The following is a 16,684-nucleotide window of genomic DNA, read 5'->3' as shown; positions in this document are numbered from 1 at the left end:
CGGCTCACGGAGCGCCCGCAGGAGGAGGCGGGCGCTCCGGGTCTTCGACCAGCGGCAGCATCAGCACGAAGCGCGCCCCCATGCCGGGCGCGCTGTCGACGATCAGGTCGCCGCCCATCGCCCGGGCGAGCCGCCGCGCGATGTAGAGCCCCAGCCCGCTGCCGCCCGGCTCGGCCGGATCGACCCGCGCGAACTTCTCGAAGATGCGTGCCTGGTCGTCGAGCGCAATGCCCTTGCCCTGATCGGCGACGATCACGCAGCCCATGCCGCCCTCGCTTTCGAGCCGGATCCACACCGCCGCACCGCGCGGGCTGTAGCGCAGCGCATTGCCGATCAGATTGACCAGCACCTGCAGCGCCCGGCGAAACTCGCCGCGCACCCGCAGCACCGCATCGGGTCCGGGACGATCAATGCGGACCCCCGCCTCGCCCGCCCGCACCGCCAGCAGCCCCGCCGCGCGCCGCGCGACATCGGCCAGGTCGATCGTCGAGCGCGTCATCGCGAAATCGTCGCGCTCGATCGCCTGAAGGTCGACCAGATCCTCTACCAGCGCGAGCAGATGCCGCCCGGCGCTGGCGATATCGCCGGCGTACCCCGCATAGTCGCCGCGGATCGGCCCCTCGCCCTGCGCGCCGATCGCATCGGCATTGGCGATGATCCGCGCGAGCGGCCCGCGCAAAGCCCGCTCCAGCCGCTTGCCGAAGGCGCGCGGGAAGCCGCTCCCGGCGACCGGCGACACGGGACGCGGCGAGTCGACGCCCTCGCCGTCCAGCACCCGCGCGGCGCCGATGAAGCCGGCGAAGCGGCCCAGCGGGTCGTGCCGGGGGGTCGCGGCGAGCCGCACCATCCGCCCGGTCCCGCGCACCTCCGCATGCTGCCCGTCGAACCGCGCCTGGGCGGAGACGGCCGAAAGGATCGGCAGCTGACCGGCATCGTCCTGTGCCAGTGCGAACAGCCGGGTAAGCGGCTGGCCGAGCATTTCGCGGATGTCGAAGCCGTGCCGCTGGCCCGCCTCCGGCGAGAGAAACGTCAAGCGCAGCGCGCCATCGGTCTCCCACAGCCAATCGCCCGCGGCGCTGAGAAAATCGCCTTCGCGCGCAGGATCACCGGCCGGGCGCCAGGCCGGGCGCACACGCCATCCGCTGACTTCCAGCCGCACGCCGCCGCGATCGGGCCCGGCGCGCACCCATAGATCGATCTCTTCCTCCCCGTCCGCCGCGACGACGCTGCGCGAGATGGCGATGCCCAGCCGATAAGCGAGCTGCGCGACCGCGGCGACGCCGGGCAGCGCCAGCGGTGCACCGATCTCGCCGCCGGCACGGTCGTTGAGCGCGCGCAGCCGGGGTTCGGCATCGATCAGCCGCCCGCTGGCATCCAGCCGCGCCACCGCCAGCGGCACCACCGGATCGAGCGAGGGGATGGCGATCACCGCGCGCGCACCCCGCGCAACGCAGCCCGCGCTTCGCGATAGTCGGGGGGCAGCCGCAACTCGGCGAGCAGGTCACGCGCCTTGTCGACATTGAGCGCGGCAAGCAGGTCGATCGAATCCGCCAGCGCGGCAAGATCGCGCCGGGGATCGGCGTCGCTGAGCAGGAAGCAGAGTTCGGCGATGGCCTCGCGCGGCAGATCGAGCGCGTGGAGCACCAGCAGCAGCCGCTCGGCACCGGGATCGAGCAGCAGCGCGCGCGCATCGGCGAAGGCGATGTTCGCCGCTTGCGCCAGCACCGCCAGGAATAACGCTACGTGCCGGTCGCGCAGGGCTTCGAGCAGCACGCGGGCGCGTTCGCGCTGCTCGGGGGCGATCGCCGCGGCGAGGCGGAGCGCCACCGCCTCGACCTGCTCCTCGGCGCAGCGCTCGGCCAGCGCGCATTCGGCCGCGACCGCGGCGCAGAGCGCCTCGTCCAATGCCACGCCCGCCAGGGATCCCGCTTGCTCGCGCATGGCCGATGCAACCCACCAAAGCAGCCGGTGGTGCAAGGTTAACGGCAGCCGCCACCGTCCCGCTTCAGGACTCCGCGCCCGGCTCTCGGCGAGCAGCAGCGCCCGGGCGGCGTCCGACAGTTCGGGCGCCGGGTGCTCGGCGAGGCGGCCGAGCAGGCTGGGGCGCGCCGGGTGCTCGGCCGCGCGATGGGACAAGCCCGCTGCGAGATGGTCGATGCGGATCCGGGCGAGCAGTTCGTCGACGAGCGCCCGGTCCGCCGCCAGCCCGGCGGCGTGGAGCAGCGGCAGCGTCGGGCCGATGCCGGGAAAACCCTCCGGTACCACCGCGCGGCGGAGGCCTTTTTCGATCGAACCGACGATCTGATCGAGCGCGATCAGCATCGCGGTACGGGTCCGCTCGTCGAGCCGCAGGCTTTCGGGGATCGCCAGGTCGCGTGCGGTTGCTGCGCCCAGCGCGCGCTCGTGGCCCGCCGCTGCCGCTGCGCGCGCCAGCAGATCCTGGGCGTCGATGGCCGGGCCACCACGCGGTTCGGGAGCGCCCTGCGCCATGCCTCAACGACATAGCGCAGCTAGCTTAATCGGAGGCTAAGACTTGCCGCGCAGGCTTTCGATCGCCCCGGTCAGAGTCGCGAAGGCATAGACCGTCACCGCCGCCAGCCCCAATGTCGCGTGGCCGACCAGCGCGAAGGGCGTGAAGACGAGCATCTGCGCCGCTGCATTCGCCCACCAGCGCCGACGCGGCACGGGCACGCGCTCGGCGAGCAGCTGCAGCCCGACGCCGCCCGCCGCGAGCAGCAGCGGCGTCGCATTGCCGATCGCGCGGAACTCACGCCAGCCGCCCGCTGCCAGCAGCAATACGAACAGGCCGAGGATCGCGACTTCGATCTGGCGCGCGCGCGGCTCCTCGCCGCGCAGCGCCGCGTGCGAGGCGGCGGTCGCAAAGGCCAGGGTCGCGAGCAGCGCCACCAGCGCGCCGATCCCTTCCCAGCCCGCCAGCACGGTGAGCAATGCGGCGACCGACACCACGCCGCCGAGCGCCAGCGGCGCCCAGTCGGGGATGTTGCGCGCCATCATCTGCGGCAGCACGAGCCGGGCGGCGCGGCTGAACACCCAGCGATCGGCCCAGAGCGTGCGGCGATCGCTCAGCGCCACCAGCACCGCGTCGTTGCGCGCCGCCAGCCCTTCGCCGCTCCGCTCCACGGCATGGCCGGCGCGGGCCCAGCCGGGCGCCAGCGGCACCTGCAGCGCGCCCGATTGCGCCGCGACGCGGAGCAGCGCCGACTGGAAGTCGTAATCCTCGGGCATGGCGGCGATATGGGCGAGATGCCGCGTCTCGATCCGCGCGATGCCGGCCCAGCAATGCCGCATGTCGAGCCGTTCGATCGCCGCGGGCGATTCGGAGTCGTCGGTCACCAGCAGCGCGGCGTGCGGCTCGGCGGCCATCCGCTCCATCACCGGATCGATGGTGACCAGCCCGTCGGCCAGCACCAGCACATCGGCATCGCGCAGGACCTTCTCGGCCGCCTCCTCGGCCGAGCGGACGATGTCGACCTTGAGCCGCCCGCGCCCCGCCCGCTCGATCGCGCCGAGGAATTGCGGGGTCACCTTGCCGACCGCCACCAGCACCTGCTCGGCACCGATCCCGGCGAGCAGGCGGATCTGGTATTCGAGCAGCGTCATGCCGCCGAACGGCAGGCTGGCGACCAGCGTGCCGGGTCGGTCCTGTGCCTCCTCCACCGCGAAGATCAGGCCGCAGAGCGCGCGTTCGGGTGCCACCATCGAGCCCTCCATCAGTAGAGCAGATGCGGCTGGCGTGCCGCGATCCAGGCCGCTTCGTCCGGCTGGGTCAGCGCGTCGAGATCGGCCGGCGTGGCGGCGGCATCGTCGACCCATGCGCGCAGGCCCGGGCCGCCGTTGATCACGTCGATCGCGAGCTTGTCGAAGACATATTCGTACGGGAAATCGCGCCAGAGGTCGTAGTCCGGGTACAGCGCGCGGATCGCCTTGAACGCCAGCGCCTGCACCCGCCAGGGGCGGAAGGCCTGGTGGTCGTAGCTCGGCCCCTCGGCATGGAGGAACACGCCCGCGCAGAGCTGGCCGACATGCTTGTGGAAGGTCGGCTGGAACCACATGTCGCGCAGCGTGCAACCGGCGAGCCATTCGGGGGCGAGGCGCTGCATCTCGGCGATCACCGCGCGTGCATCGATGTCCGGCGCGCCGAACAACTCGAGCGGGCGCGTGGTGCCGCGCCCCTCGGACAGCGTCGTGCCTTCGAGCATCACCGTTCCGGCATAGGCCCGCGCCATGTTGACGTTGGCGGCATTGGGGCTCGGGTTGATCCAGGGGCGCTCGGCCGGCCAGCCATAGCCGGGCCCCGTCTCGGGCTCCCAGCCCTGCATCGCGATCACGCGATACTCCACGTTCAGGCCATAATGCGCGAGGAACCAGTGGCCGAGTTCGCCCAGCGTCATGCCGTGGCGCATCGGCATCGGCCCGGCGCCGACGAAGCTTTCCCAGCCCGGCAGCAGCGTCAGCCCCTCGACGGGGCGACCGGCGGGATTGGGGCGATCGAGCACCCACACCGCCTTGCCGTGTTTTGCCGCGGCTTCGAGCACGTAGAGCAAGGTCGTGACGAAGGTGTAGATGCGGCAGCCGACATCCTGCAGGTCGACCAGCATCACGTCGAACATGTCCATCGACGCGTCGGTGGGCCGGCGCACCTCGCCGTACAGGCTGAACACCGGCACGCCGTACTGCGGATCGGTGAAGTCCGGCGACTCCATCATATTGTCCTGCAGGTCCCCGCGCACGCCGTGCTGCGGGCCGAACACGGCCGAGATGGCTACGCCCGCCGCTACCAGCGCGTCGAGGCTGTGGGTCAGGTCCGCGGTGACCGAGGCAGGATGGGCGAGCAGCGCCACGCGCTTGCCCGTGAGGGCCGCACGCAGATCCGGTTCGGCGAGGAGGCGATCGATTCCGAAGAGCATGTCAGTCTGCTGGCGGCAGTTCGCCGACAAAGCAATCGGGATCGTGGAAATCCGGCGCATCGCCGCCATGACGCAACGCCCAATAGGATTTGGTGCCGTCCGTCTCCTCGATCACCGCGGTGATGCCGAGGCGGAGCGGACCCGTGCCGATGCCGGGAAGAGCGACGGAAAGGACCGTCTCGCCCTGCTGCCCGGCCAGCCGGATCGCCGGCGGCTCGGGCATTGCGAGGGGTGCCATGCCGTCGCGCCGCGCGGTGAACCGGTAGGCGGCCCATTGCCCCGAGGGCGCGAAGTTGAATTCGCGATAGGCCGGGGACTCGTCCGCCACGAAAAGTTCGAGGCAAGTCGTCCGCCACAGGCCGTCGGCGCGGACCGGCGGCGCACGTTCCGGAAGGCGCAACGCGCCCGGCGCTGCCACGATGCCATAGGTCAGGCGGAGCATGTCGCTGTCCCGCCGTAGGGCGCATCGAACCGACGAGACGGATCCGGGCGGCATCGCGGGGTGCGACAGCAGGGTATGATGCATGGCCCCCTCTAGCGCGGAAGCGGGGCCGTCGTCAGCACCAACCCGGCACTTGCCCGCACCGAAAGGCCATGGCAGCGCAACAATTCCTTCGTAGAGCCGCAGCCATGAAGTTTCTCCACACCTTCCACCTCGCCGCCTATTGCGACACCCTGCTCAGCTACACCCTCGCGCTGATCCTCGGCGCCGCGATCGGCGCGGAGCGGCAGTTCCGCCAGCGCACGGCGGGGCTGCGCACCAACGCGCTGGTGGCGCTCGGCTCGGCGGCGTTCGTCGACCTTGCCCAGCGCATCGCCGGCGACCTCGAGGCGGTGCGGGTGATCTCCTACGTCGTCTCCGGAATCGGCTTTCTCGGTGCGGGCGTGATCATGAAGGAGGGGATGAACGTCCGCGGCCTCAACACCGCGGCGACCTTGTGGTGCTCGGCGGCGGTGGGGGCCTGCGCGGGCAGCGACATGGCGGCGGAGGCCGCGACCCTGGCGGTGTTCGTCATCGCCGGCAACACGCTGCTGCGGCCGGTGGTCAACGCGATCAACCGCGTGCCGCTGGCCGGAGGCCAGGTGGAGGCGACCTATTTCGTCACCCTCACCACCGTCCCCGCCGAGGTCGACCGGCTGCGCGACCTGCTGACCGATCATCTCGAGCTGATGCGCTATCCCGTCGCCGAGATCGAGACGATCGAGCGCCCCGACGACCGAATCGAGCTGCGCGCCCGCCTCGTCTCCACCGCCGCGCTCGATGCCGAGCTCGACAGCATCATCGCGCATCTCGACAAGCGCCACGACGTCCAGCACGCCAGCTGGGAGCTGCAGACGCAGGACTGAGCGGCCGGGGATGACGCGGGCCCCGGCTTTGGCTATGCGCCCTCCCATCATGACCGAATACAGCTCCGATCTGCTCCGCCTGCTCGCCTCGCGCGGGTACATCCATCAGGTGACCGATGCCGAGGGCCTCGATGCGCTCGCCGCCAAGCAGATCGTGCCCGGCTATATCGGCTTCGATCCCACCGCGCCGTCGCTCCATGTCGGCAGCCTGGTGCAGATCATGCTGCTGCGCCGCCTCCAGCAGGCGGGCCACAAGCCGATCGTGCTGATGGGCGGCGGCACCGGCAAGATCGGCGACCCGAGCTTCAAGGACGAAGCGCGCAAGATGCTGACGCTCGACACGATCAGCAGCAACATCGCCTCGATCAAGACGGTGTTCGAGAATTTCCTGACCTTCGGCGACGGCCCCACCGACGCGGTGATGGTCGACAATGCCGACTGGCTCGACAAGCTCGAATATATCCCGTTCCTGCGCGACATCGGCCGGCACTTCTCGATCAACCGGATGCTGAGCTTCGATTCGGTCAAGCTGCGGCTCGATCGCGAGCAGTCGCTGAGCTTCCTCGAGTTCAACTACATGATCCTCCAAGGCTATGACTTCCTGGAGCTGTCGCGCCGCGCGGGCTGCCGCCTGCAGATGGGCGGATCGGACCAGTGGGGCAACATCGTCAACGGCATCGAGCTGTCGCGCCGCGTCGACGGCACCGAGGTGTACGGCGTCACCACCCCGCTGATCACCACGGCGGACGGCGGCAAGATGGGCAAGACCATGTCCGGCGCGGTGTGGCTCAACCCCGACCAGCTGCCGCATTACGACTATTGGCAGTTCTGGCGGAACACCGACGATCGCGACGTCGGCCGCTTCCTCCGCCTGTTCACCGATCTGCCGCTCGACGAGGTCGCCCGCCTCGAAGCGCTGGAGGGCGCCGAGATCAACGAGGCGAAGAAGATCCTCGCCAACGAAGCCACCGCCATGTGCCGCGGCCGCGCCGCTGCCGAGGAAGCCGCCGAAACCGCGCGCAAGACCTTCGAGGAAGGGGCCGCCGGCGGCGCACTGCCGACGCTGGCGGTCAGCGGCGGCAGCATCAGCGTGGTCGATGCGCTGGTCGGCTTGGGCTTCTGCGCCTCCAAGGGCGAGGCCCGGCGGCTGATCAAGGGCGGCGGCGCCCGCGTCGAAGGCGAGAAGATCGACGACGAGGCCGCGACCATCGCGGTCTCGGGCGAGGTCCGCCTCTCGGCCGGCAAGAAGCATCACGGGTTGCTGACGCCGCAGGGTTAACCCGGAGGCAGGCAAGAGCCTACGCCTTTCCCCCACAGGTCATCCCGGCGAAAGCCGGGTTGACGGGGCAGGTGCATGCGGCACGGTGCTGCCTTCACTCTGGTATCGACGCGGTTAACCAGCCTCGTTCCGCACCTGTTCACTGATCCAGGTTACCGTTTTCGCGGTCCTCCAGCGTTTGGAGAGGGGCGTGCGAGCGTGACAGGTGCCAAGCTGGCGAGCGCCGACGATCGTCTGGTGCATCGCGATGAAGTCGAGCATCGCACCCGTGCGGTGGGCCCCGACGCGCGCGCCGCTGCCTTCCTGATCGTCAACGTCTCGCCCCAAGGGCTGATGGCCCGCTGCGAAGCGCCGTTCGAGGCGGGCGACCTGCTCCGCATCCAGCTGCCGATCCTCGGCGAGACGGGCGCGGAGGTGCGCTGGGCATTGGGTGGCCGGATCGGCTGCCAGTTCCTCCAGCCGATCGCCGACCCCGACTATGTGCCGGTCGTCACCGCGATGCGCGCCCGCTGATCAGCCGGCGCGGAGCAGCCCCACCGCCGCATCGCGCTCGAACAGGTAGAGCGCCACCCGCGCCGCCTGCCCCCGCTCGCCCTTGAGCCCGCCGTCGCGATCGACCAGCAGCCGTGCATCGCCATTGGCCGCGGGCAGCAGCGCCCCCAGCATGTCCGGCTCGGCCAAGCGAAACTGCATGTCGCCCGATTGCCTTGTGCCGAGCAACTCGCCCGCGCCGCGCAGCCGCAGATCCTCTTCGGCGATGCGGAAGCCGTCATTGCTCTCGCGCATCAGCGCCAGCCGTGCGCGGGCGGTCTCGCTCAGATGGTTGCCGCGCAGCAGGACGCAGACCGAGCGCCCCCCGCCCCGCCCGACGCGGCCGCGCAGCTGGTGGAGCTGGGCCAGGCCGAAGCGATCGGCATGCTCGATCACGATCAGCGTCGCGTTGGGCACATCGACGCCGACCTCGATCACCGTCGTCGCGACCAGCACGCCGAGCTCGCCCGCCGAGAAGCGCGCCATCACCGCATCCTTCTCCGGCCCCTTCATCCGGCCATGGATCAGCCCGACCTTGCCGCCGAAATGCGCCTGCAGCTCGGCCGCGCGCGCCTCGGCGGCGGCGAGGTCGCTCTTCTCGCTTTCCTCGACGAGCGGACACACCCAATAGGCCTGCCCGCCACCGGCGAGGTGTCGACCCAGCCCGCCGACGACTTCGCCGAGCCGCTCCTCGGAGATCACGCTGGTCTCGATCGGCTGGCGGCCGGGCGGCATCTCGTCCAGCCGACTGACGTCCATCTCGCCATATTGGGCCAGCGTCAGCGTGCGCGGGATCGGCGTCGCGGTCATCACCAGCAGGTGCGGCGGACGTTCTGCTTTCGCCTGGAGCATCATCCGCTGGGCGACGCCGAAACGGTGCTGCTCGTCGACCACCACCAGCCCCAGGTCGCGATAGGTCACGCCCTCCTGGAAAATCGCGTGGGTGCCGATCAGGACGTCGATCTCGCCGGCCGCCAGCCCCATCAGCGTTGCCTCGCGCGCCTTGCCCTTGTCGCGGCCGGTGAGGATGGCGACATTCACCCCGATCGGGCCAAGCGTGCGGCTGAGCGTCTCGTAGTGCTGGCGTGCGAGGATCTCGGTCGGCGCCAACAGCGCGCCCTGCGCGCCCGCCTCGGCGGCGATCAGTAGTGCCATGGTCGCCACGAGCGTCTTGCCCGAACCGACATCGCCCTGCAGCATGCGCAGCATCGGCTGGGTCTGCGCCATGTCGCCCTCGATCTCGGCGATCGTGCGGCTCTGCGCGCCGGTCGGGGCATAGGGCAGCTTCAGCTTGTCGCGCAGGCGGCCATCGCCGGCGAGCGGACGCCCGCGCTTGGCCCGCGCCTCGCCGCGGACCAGCAGCAGCGCCAGCTGGTTGGCGAACACCTCGTCATAGGCGAGCCGCTCGCGTGCCTTGGCGTCGGCAGGGTCGGCATGGATGCGCGCGATCGCCTCGCGCCAGTCCGGCCAGCCCTTCTGCGCCTTGAGGCTGGGCTCGATCCACTCGGGCAGCGCGGGCGCGCGCTCGATCGCCTGCGCCGCGAGTGCCGCGATCCGCTTGGAGGTGATGCCTTCCGAACAGGGATAGATCGCCTCGCGCCCGCCGATGCTCTCGACCTGGTCGAGCGGCAGGACATGGTCCGGATGGACCATCTGCAGGTCCTGCCCATAATGTTCGAGCTTGCCCGAAACCCAGCGCGGCTCGTTCAGCGGCAGCAGCTTCTTGGCCCAGCCCGAGCTTCCACCGAAATAGACGAGGCTGACGTGATTGCCGTGGGCGTCGACCGCCTGCACCCGCGCCGGCGAGCGCGGTCCGCCGCCGAAGCGATATTGCACGGGCGTCAGCGTGATCGCGATCACCTTGCCCGAATCGGCCATGTCGAGTTCGTCGCGCGGGATCCGATCGACGAATCCGGTCGGCAGGTGGAAGGCGACGTCGACCACCCGCGCCAGCCCCAGCTTCTCCATCGGTTTGGCCAGCGCCGGGCCGATGCCCTTCAGCGCAGTGACTTCGGCGAACAATGGGTTGAGGAGCTCGGGACGCATCGCCCCGCCCTATCGTGCGGCGGGGCGGCTGACAAATGGCGCTGCGCTGGTCGCAGCGCCCTTGCCGTGGTTCAGGCGTTGAGGAAGATCGGGCTGTGGCTGGCGAGCGCGGCTTCGATCGCCATCACGACTTCCGGCACCGAAGAGCCGATCACGACTTCATGATCCTTGCCGAACGAAATCACGCCGACATCCTCACCGGCCATGTTGATCGTGCTGACCGTGCGCACTGCCGCGATGTTGACGAGCATCGGCTCGCCGTTGATCGACTTCAGCATCACGAAGCGCAGTTTATTGGTCAAAGTGTCGCTCATCGTACCCTAGCCTTTTACCCCAAAGAGATTCCGACCCTAGCCCCCCTCGGTTAACAAGCCTTCCACATCTCTACCCGGAAGACCACGCTGGCCTTTCGCCAGCGGCATCCCTATCTGCCGGGCTCGTGATCAACCCCGTGTCGGCCGCGCCCTGGCGCGCTGCCGTCCGTTTGCCGTTGGGAAAGCCCACATGGACCGAGAAACCCGCCTCAAGCGCCTCCGCTTCCGCAGCTGGCACCGCGGCACCAAGGAAGCCGATCTGCTGATCGGCGGCTTCTTCGACCAGCATGGCGAAGGCTGGTCCGACGAAGAGATCGCGCTGTTCGAGGCGCTGCTGGAAGAGCAGGACGTCGACATCATGGCCTGGGCGATGGGAACCGACACCGCCCCGGAGCGCTACCGGGGCACGATCCTCGATGCGCTGAAGACGCTGAACTACGTGCCTATTTCCGAGTGATTTTGACCTGACGGTTCATCCTCACCCTCCCGGCGCTTCGCGCCTCCCTCCCTCTCCCAAAGGGAGAGGGAATTAGTGCCTCTCCCTTTTGGAGAGGGAGGGGACCCGCCGCCGGAGGCGGTGGGAATGGTGAGGGTGACCGCACCGCTGATCGACGCGAGACCCCATGCCCGACCTGAAGACGATCCTTTCCGCCAAGCACCCGCTGACGCTCGCCGGCGTGCCGAGCGGCTTCCTGCCCTGGATGCTGGCCGATGTCGCCCGCGCCAGCCGGATGGCGGTGTTCGTCGCCGCCGACGAGGCGGGCATGCGCGCGGTGGCGAGCACCGCAACCTTCTTCGCGCCCGAGCTGGAGGTGCTCAGCTACCCCGCCTGGGACTGCCTGCCCTATGACCGCGCCAGCCCGACGCTGCGGGTGATGGCCGAGCGGCTGGCCACCCTCCACGCGCTGCAGGGCAAGAGCGAGAAGCCGCGCCTGCTCGTCACCACGGTCAACGCCGCCACCCAGCGCACGCTCACCCCGTTCCGCATCCGCCAGCTGGTCGCGCGACTCGCCCCCGGCGAACGGATCGGGCTCGACAAGCTCGCCGCCCTGCTCCAGGCGAACGGCTATGTCCGGGTCGAAACGGTCAACGACCATGGCGAGTTCGCGGTGCGCGGCGGCCTGGTCGACCTGTTCCCCAGCGGCGCCGAGCAGGCGCTGCGGCTCGATTTCTTCGGCGACGAGATCGAAAGCGTCCGCACCTTCGATCCGCAGGACCAGCGGACCACCGGCCGCGTCGACGGCTTCACCCTGCTTCCCGCCAGCGAGGCGCTGCTCGACGAGGAGAGCATCAAGCGCTTCCGCAGCGGCTATCGCGACCGCTTCGGCGCGACCGCGACGGGCGACCCGCTCTACCAGGCGATCAGCGAGGGGCGTCGCCTCGCCGGCATGGAGCATTGGCTGCCGCTGTTCGAGGAGCGGCTGGAGACGTTGTTCGATCACCTGCCCGATCATGCCGTCATCGTCCGCGACAGCGGTGCGCCCGCCGCCGCCGAGCAGCGTTTCGAGGCGATCAAGGACTATCAGGACAACCGCATCCGCGCGCAGTCGGCCGATCCGGGCAGCTACCGCCCGCTCAAGGCCGGCGACCTCTATCTGCTCGCCAAGGAATGGCAGGCGCAGGTCGACGCGCAGCCGATGCACCTCGCGACGCCGTTCCACGAGCCCGAATCTACCCATGTCGTCGAGTTCGGCGTCGACGGGCCGCGCGACTTCGCGCCGGAACGCGCCGCCGGCAGCAACGTCTATGAAGCGGTGGTCGCGCACCTCAAGGCGGTACGGAGCCAGGGCAAGAAGCCGGTGCTCGCCAGCTATTCGATCGGCGCGCGCGAGCGGCTGAAGGGGCTGCTCGAGGATCACGGCCTGACCGGCGCGGTGCCGGTCGATGGCTGGCAGCCCGCGCTCGGCGTCGCCAATCCGAACGGCAGCGGGCTGCAGGTCGCGCTGCTGGTGCTGCCGCTCGACCATGGCTTCACCACGCCCGACGTCGCGGTGCTCACCGAGCAGGACATGCTCGGCGACCGGCTCGTCCGCCGCGCCAAGCGCCGCAAGAATACCGACGCCTTCCTCCAGGAACTGGCGACGCTCTCCCCCGGCGACCTCGTCGTCCACTTGGACCACGGCATCGGCCGCTATGAGGGGCTGACCCAGATCCCGGTGCAGAAGGCACCGCACGACTGCGTCGCGCTCGAATATGCCGGCGGCGACAAGCTCTACGTGCCGGTCGAGAATCTCGAAGTGCTCAGCCGCTACGGCTCGGGCGAGGAAGGGGCGACGCTCGACCGTCTCGGCGGCGAGGCCTGGCAGCGTCGCAAGGCGCGGATGAAGGAGCGGATCCGCGAGATCGCGGGCGAGCTGATCGCCACCGCAGCCCTGCGCGCCACCCGCGGCGCCGAGATCGCCGAGCCCGATCATGGCGGCTACCCGGCCTTTGTCGACCGCTTCCCCTTCGAGGAAACCGACGACCAGGATCGCGCGATCGGCGACGTGCTGAGCGATCTCGCCGCCGGGCGGCCGATGGACCGGCTCGTCGTCGGCGATGTCGGCTTCGGCAAGACCGAGGTCGCACTCCGCGCCGCCTTCGTCGCGGCGATGGCGGGCATGCAGGTGGCGGTGGTGTGCCCCACCACCCTGCTCGCCCGCCAGCATTACAACAACTTCAAGACGCGCTTCGAAGGCTTCCCGCTCGAGATCGGCCGCCTCTCGCGCCTCGTCACCGCCGGCGAGACCAAGAAGGTGAAGGACGGGCTCGCGGCGGGCACGATCGACATCGTCGTCGGCACCCATGCGGTGCTGGCGAAGAATATCGACTTCAAGCGGCTCGGCCTCGTCATCGTCGACGAGGAGCAGCGCTTCGGCGTCACCCACAAGGAGCGGCTGAAGGCGCTCAAGACCGACGTCCACGTCCTCACCCTCACCGCCACGCCGATCCCGCGCACGCTGCAGATGGCGATGAGCGGGCTGCGCGAGCTGTCAGTGATCCAGACGCCGCCGGTCGATCGCCTCGCGGTGCGCACCTATGTGATGCCCTGGGATCCGGTGGTGCTGCGCGAGGCGCTGCTGCGCGAACATTATCGCGGCGGGCAGAGCTATTTCGTCACGCCCCGCATCGCCGATTTGCCCGAGATCGAGGCGTTCCTCCGCAACGAGGTGCCCGAGGTCCGCTATGTCGTCGCGCACGGCCAGATGGCGCCGACGGAGGTCGAGGAGCGGATCTCCGCCTTTTACGACCGCAAGTTCGAGGTGCTGGTCTCGACCACCATCGTCGAGAGCGGGCTCGACATCCCGAGCGCCAACACGCTGATCATCAACCGTGCGGACAAGTTCGGCCTCGCCCAGCTCTACCAGCTGCGCGGCCGCGTCGGCCGGGCGAAGACGCGCGCCTATGCCTATATGACCACCCCGCCCCAGCGGCAGATGACCGAGGCGGCGGAAAAGCGGCTCAAGGTGCTGTCCGACCTGGAGAGCCTGGGCGCGGGCTTCCAGCTCGCCAGCCACGATCTCGACATCCGCGGCGCGGGCAACCTGCTCGGCGACGAGCAGTCGGGGCACATCAAGGAAGTCGGCTACGAACTCTACCAGTCGATGCTGGAAGAGGCGATCCTCGACGCCAAGGCCGGGGGCCTGCGCGACGAGAGCCGGCCCAAGGACCTCTCGCCCCAGATCACCGTCGACACGCCGATCCTCATCCCCGAGGACTATGTCCCCGATCTCGACCTGCGCATGGGCCTGTATCGCCGCCTCAACGAAATCGAGGACACCGACGGCATCGAGAGCTTCGCCGCCGAGCTGATCGACCGCTTCGGCAAGCTGCCCGAAGCGACCGACAATCTGCTGCGGCTCATCGAGACCAAGCTCAACGCCAAGAGGGCGTGCATCGCCAAGCTCGACCTGGGGCCGAAGGGCGCGCTGGTGTCGTTCCACAACGACCATTTCCCCAACCCCGCCGGGCTGATCGCCTATGTCGAGAAGCTGGGCGAGACCGCGCGGCTGCGGCCGGACATGAAGCTGGTCATCAACCGCGCCTGGGCGAACCCGGCGGCGCGGCTGCACGGCGCGCTCCAGCTTTCCCGCGGGCTCGCACGCGCCGCGGGCTGACCCGCCTCAGCTGCTGTGATCGGCGACGATCTTCCACCCGCCGGCTTCGTGATGCAGTACGACGCTGGTGGGGCCGGAAGCGCTGTGCCCGTCCGGATAGCGTAACGTGTAGCGGCCGATGTACAGCGCATAGTCGCGCCCCAGCGGGCGATAGTCGAGCCGCTCGATCATCAGGGTGCCGCGCTTGGCCGGATCGGCGAAGTCATACTTGGTCTGGTAGCGGATCTTCATCGCCGCCTTGCCGCGCACCAGCCCTTCGCCGGCGACGAAGCTGGTGCTCGGATCGTCCGAATAGATCTGCAGGAATCGATCAATATCGCCGGCATTCCAGCCGGACACGCTCTGCGCCATTGCCGTATCGACGGCCCCGGCTCCCATATCCGCGCCGATCAGTAGAAGTGCCAGCAACATCCCCATCCCCTTTCCTGAATGAACTTGCCCCCTTGTACGGCATATTCGCACCGCGCAACTTCCAACACCTGCAAATCTTCATCAACGTGCCGAAAAAATATTTCATCTAGACAGTTAGCCGTCCCGCACCGGAATTCTACTTAGCCGCACCACCTGTCCCTCGGGCCATACTATGATGCTTAGGATCGGCGTGCCCCATGCGCGGCAGCCGCGGTGGCAGGTTAGAAAAAGGATGCGTCCCGTGCCCGAGCAAATGAAATCGCGGCTCAGCTTCATGGAGCTGGACGAAGCCCAGCGCAACACGCTGCGCGCCACCCAGCCATGGGTCGAGGCGACGCTGGGCGATGCGCTCGACCGCTTCTACGCGCGGGCTTCGGCCACCCCAGAGACCTCGCGCTTCTTCCGCGACCAGGCGCATATGGGCCGGGCAAAGGCGGCGCAGGAAAAGCATTGGGCGCGCATCGCAGCGGGCGAGTTCAACGAAGACTATCACGCCAGTGCCCGCCGCATCGGCGCCACCCATGCCCGCATCGGCCTGGAGCCGCGCTGGTATGTCGGCAGCTATGCGATCGTGCTGCAGGGCCTGATCGCCGGCGTCCATCGCTTCAACAACCCGTTCAAGCGCCTGCTCCGCCTGTTCCGCGGGCCCAGCACCGAGAAGGCGACGATCGCGCTGGTGAAGGCCGCCTTGCTCGACATGGAAGTGTCGCTGTCGATCTATTTCGAGGAAGCCCAGGCCGAACGCGAAGCCGCAGTTACCGCCTTCGAGAACGCGCTCACCGCGCTGGCCGAAGGCGACCTCACCAACGAACTCAGCGGCCTGCCGTCGAGCTTCGCGGCGCTGGAGAAGAGCTACAACAAGACGCTCGACCGCATCCGCGAGATGATCGCCTCGGTCAGCGACGGCACGATGCGGATCCGCTCCGGCATCAATGAGATTTCGCAGGCGGCCGAGGACCTTTCGCGCCGCACCCAGGGCAATGCCGCCAGCCTGGAAGAAACCACCGCCGCGGTTTCGCAGATGGACGCGCGCTTCCGCTCAACCGCCGAGGCGTCGCGGCACACCGTAGCGCGTGCCGACCAGGCGCTCACCACCGTCAGCCAGGGCCGTTCGATCGCCGACGAAGCCTCGCAGGCGATGGGCCGCGTGTCGGAAGCGGCCAAGGGCACCGACAGCGTTATCGAAGGCCTCGACAAGATCGCCTTCCAGACCCGCGTGCTTGCGATGAACGCGGCGGTCGAGGCTGGCCGGGCGGGCGAAGCCGGTCGTGGCTTCGCGGTCGTCGCCGATCTGGTCTCTGCGCTCGCGATGCGCGCCGAGGAAGAAGCGGGCCGCGCGCGCGAACAGCTCACCATGACCCAGGCGGAAATCGTCGTCGCAGTGGAGGCCGTGCAGAAGGTCGACGGCGCGCTCGCCAACATTTCCGGCGATGTCAGCCAGGTGCACGACCTGCTCGGCAGCATGGCAGCCGACAATGGCGCCCAGTCTACCGCGATCAGCGAAATCTCCAACGCCGTCGGCGCGATGGACCGCGCAACCCAGCAGAACGCCGCGATGGTCGAGCAGACCTCGGCCGCCGCGCAGAACCTCGCCAACGAGGTGAGCGATCTCGCCAACCTCGCCTCGCAGTTCCGCACCGAAAAGGCCGGCGCGCGCTTCGGCGGCTATCGTCCGCTGCCAGCGGCGGCGGTGCCGGCGCTTACCCGCCCCGATCTCTGACGGCCACGCCG

Annotated in this window: 14 protein-coding genes; 6 read left to right on the top strand and 8 right to left on the bottom strand. The window is 69.3% G+C overall.

Annotation, left to right across the window (positions count from 1 at the left end):
- Window positions 1-4 precede the first annotated feature (4 nt).
- From GGR89_RS14550 to GGR89_RS14530, 5 genes are read right to left on the bottom strand one after another with little or no spacing between them, the layout of a single operon-like run.
- Window positions 5-1,429: a PAS domain-containing sensor histidine kinase gene (locus GGR89_RS14550; RefSeq protein WP_125976709.1), complete on the bottom strand. Its 1,425-nt coding sequence runs from the start codon at window positions 1,427-1,429 to the stop codon at window positions 5-7.
- Window positions 1,426-2,490 (bottom strand): DUF2336 domain-containing protein, encoded by a 1,065-nt coding sequence (locus GGR89_RS14545; RefSeq protein ID WP_125976708.1) that lies wholly within the window; start codon window positions 2,488-2,490, stop codon window positions 1,426-1,428. The genes GGR89_RS14550 and GGR89_RS14545 overlap by 4 nt, the downstream gene beginning before the upstream one ends.
- A gap of 36 nt (window positions 2,491-2,526) precedes the next feature.
- Window positions 2,527-3,720, bottom strand: coding sequence for a hypothetical protein (locus tag GGR89_RS14540; protein ID WP_125976707.1), 1,194 nt, complete (start codon window positions 3,718-3,720; stop codon window positions 2,527-2,529).
- Window positions 3,721-3,731: 11 nt separating this feature from the next.
- On the bottom strand, window positions 3,732-4,928 hold the full coding sequence (locus GGR89_RS14535) for an exo-beta-N-acetylmuramidase NamZ family protein (protein ID WP_125976706.1): 1,197 nt from the start codon (window positions 4,926-4,928) through the stop codon (window positions 3,732-3,734).
- 1 nt (window position 4,929) lies between these two features.
- A complete protein-coding gene (locus GGR89_RS14530; RefSeq protein WP_125976705.1) occupies window positions 4,930-5,370 on the bottom strand; it encodes a DOMON-like domain-containing protein in 441 nt (146 codons plus the stop codon).
- A gap of 188 nt (window positions 5,371-5,558) precedes the next feature.
- On the opposite strand from GGR89_RS14530, the gene GGR89_RS14525 reads away from it, so the two are divergent.
- The 3 genes from GGR89_RS14525 (at window position 5,559) to GGR89_RS14515 (ending at window position 8,067) form a co-directional block, all read left to right on the top strand.
- On the top strand, window positions 5,559-6,275 hold the full coding sequence (locus tag GGR89_RS14525) for an MgtC/SapB family protein (RefSeq protein WP_125976704.1): 717 nt from the start codon (window positions 5,559-5,561) through the stop codon (window positions 6,273-6,275).
- 49 nt (window positions 6,276-6,324) lie between these two features.
- Window positions 6,325-7,554: a tyrosine--tRNA ligase gene (tyrS, locus tag GGR89_RS14520; RefSeq protein ID WP_125976703.1), complete on the top strand. Its 1,230-nt coding sequence runs from the start codon at window positions 6,325-6,327 to the stop codon at window positions 7,552-7,554.
- A gap of 198 nt (window positions 7,555-7,752) precedes the next feature.
- A complete protein-coding gene (locus GGR89_RS14515) occupies window positions 7,753-8,067 on the top strand; it encodes a PilZ domain-containing protein (protein WP_241213452.1) in 315 nt (104 codons plus the stop codon).
- Here GGR89_RS14515 and recG read toward each other — a convergent pair whose 3' ends face one another.
- Together recG and GGR89_RS14505 are read right to left on the bottom strand one after the other, a co-directional pair.
- Entirely contained in the window at window positions 8,068-10,131 is a 2,064-nt protein-coding gene (recG, locus tag GGR89_RS14510) for an ATP-dependent DNA helicase RecG (protein ID WP_125976701.1), read from the bottom strand.
- 71 nt (window positions 10,132-10,202) lie between these two features.
- A complete protein-coding gene (locus GGR89_RS14505) occupies window positions 10,203-10,445 on the bottom strand; it encodes a hypothetical protein (protein ID WP_125976700.1) in 243 nt (80 codons plus the stop codon).
- Between the two features lie 190 nt (window positions 10,446-10,635).
- Between GGR89_RS14505 and GGR89_RS14500 the strand changes: the two genes are divergently transcribed.
- On the top strand, window positions 10,636-10,902 hold the full coding sequence (locus GGR89_RS14500; RefSeq protein ID WP_125976699.1) for an FAD assembly factor SdhE: 267 nt from the start codon (window positions 10,636-10,638) through the stop codon (window positions 10,900-10,902).
- Between the two features lie 166 nt (window positions 10,903-11,068).
- Window positions 11,069-14,542 carry a transcription-repair coupling factor gene (mfd, locus tag GGR89_RS14495; RefSeq protein WP_125976698.1) on the top strand — a complete coding sequence of 1,158 codons (3,474 nt, stop codon included), beginning with the start codon at window positions 11,069-11,071 and terminating at the stop codon, window positions 14,540-14,542.
- A 6-nt stretch (window positions 14,543-14,548) separates the two neighbouring features.
- On the opposite strand, the gene GGR89_RS14490 is transcribed toward mfd, so the two are convergent.
- Entirely contained in the window at window positions 14,549-14,953 is a 405-nt protein-coding gene (locus GGR89_RS14490) for a YybH family protein (RefSeq protein ID WP_241213451.1), read from the bottom strand.
- 253 nt (window positions 14,954-15,206) lie between these two features.
- On the opposite strand from GGR89_RS14490, the gene GGR89_RS14485 reads away from it, so the two are divergent.
- The gene (locus GGR89_RS14485; protein WP_126001700.1) at window positions 15,207-16,673 is read left to right on the top strand and encodes a methyl-accepting chemotaxis protein; all 1,467 of its coding nucleotides are present in this window, start codon (window positions 15,207-15,209) and stop codon (window positions 16,671-16,673) included.
- Window positions 16,674-16,684 lie beyond the last annotated feature (11 nt).

This window comes from Sphingomonas trueperi (assembly GCF_011927635.1).
Lineage (GTDB): Bacteria > Pseudomonadota > Alphaproteobacteria > Sphingomonadales > Sphingomonadaceae > Sphingomonas > Sphingomonas trueperi.
The sequence above is the reverse complement of the archived record's forward strand: the minus strand, read 5'-3'. Positions and strand labels throughout refer to the sequence as shown.

Bases quoted from the DNA above. Each gene is read 5' to 3' on its own strand.
- tyrS (WP_125976703.1), top strand. From the start codon at position 6,325: ATGACCGAATACAGCTCCGATCTGCTCCGCCTGCTCGCCTCGCGCGGG.
- GGR89_RS14535 (WP_125976706.1), bottom strand. From the start codon at position 4,928: ATGCTCTTCGGAATCGATCGCCTCCTCGCCGAACCGGATCTGCGTGCG.
- GGR89_RS14540 (WP_125976707.1), bottom strand. From the start codon at position 3,720: ATGGTGGCACCCGAACGCGCGCTCTGCGGCCTGATCTTCGCGGTGGAG.
- GGR89_RS14505 (WP_125976700.1), bottom strand. From the start codon at position 10,445: ATGAGCGACACTTTGACCAATAAACTGCGCTTCGTGATGCTGAAGTCG.
- GGR89_RS14485 (WP_126001700.1), top strand. From the start codon at position 15,207: ATGAAATCGCGGCTCAGCTTCATGGAGCTGGACGAAGCCCAGCGCAAC.
- GGR89_RS14525 (WP_125976704.1), top strand. From the start codon at position 5,559: ATGAAGTTTCTCCACACCTTCCACCTCGCCGCCTATTGCGACACCCTG.
- GGR89_RS14500 (WP_125976699.1), top strand. From the start codon at position 10,636: ATGGACCGAGAAACCCGCCTCAAGCGCCTCCGCTTCCGCAGCTGGCAC.
- GGR89_RS14530 (WP_125976705.1), bottom strand. From the start codon at position 5,370: ATGCTCCGCCTGACCTATGGCATCGTGGCAGCGCCGGGCGCGTTGCGC.
- mfd (WP_125976698.1), top strand. From the start codon at position 11,069: ATGCCCGACCTGAAGACGATCCTTTCCGCCAAGCACCCGCTGACGCTC.
- GGR89_RS14490 (WP_241213451.1), bottom strand. From the start codon at position 14,953: ATGTTGCTGGCACTTCTACTGATCGGCGCGGATATGGGAGCCGGGGCC.
- GGR89_RS14545 (WP_125976708.1), bottom strand. From the start codon at position 2,490: ATGGCGCAGGGCGCTCCCGAACCGCGTGGTGGCCCGGCCATCGACGCC.
- recG (WP_125976701.1), bottom strand. From the start codon at position 10,131: ATGCGTCCCGAGCTCCTCAACCCATTGTTCGCCGAAGTCACTGCGCTG.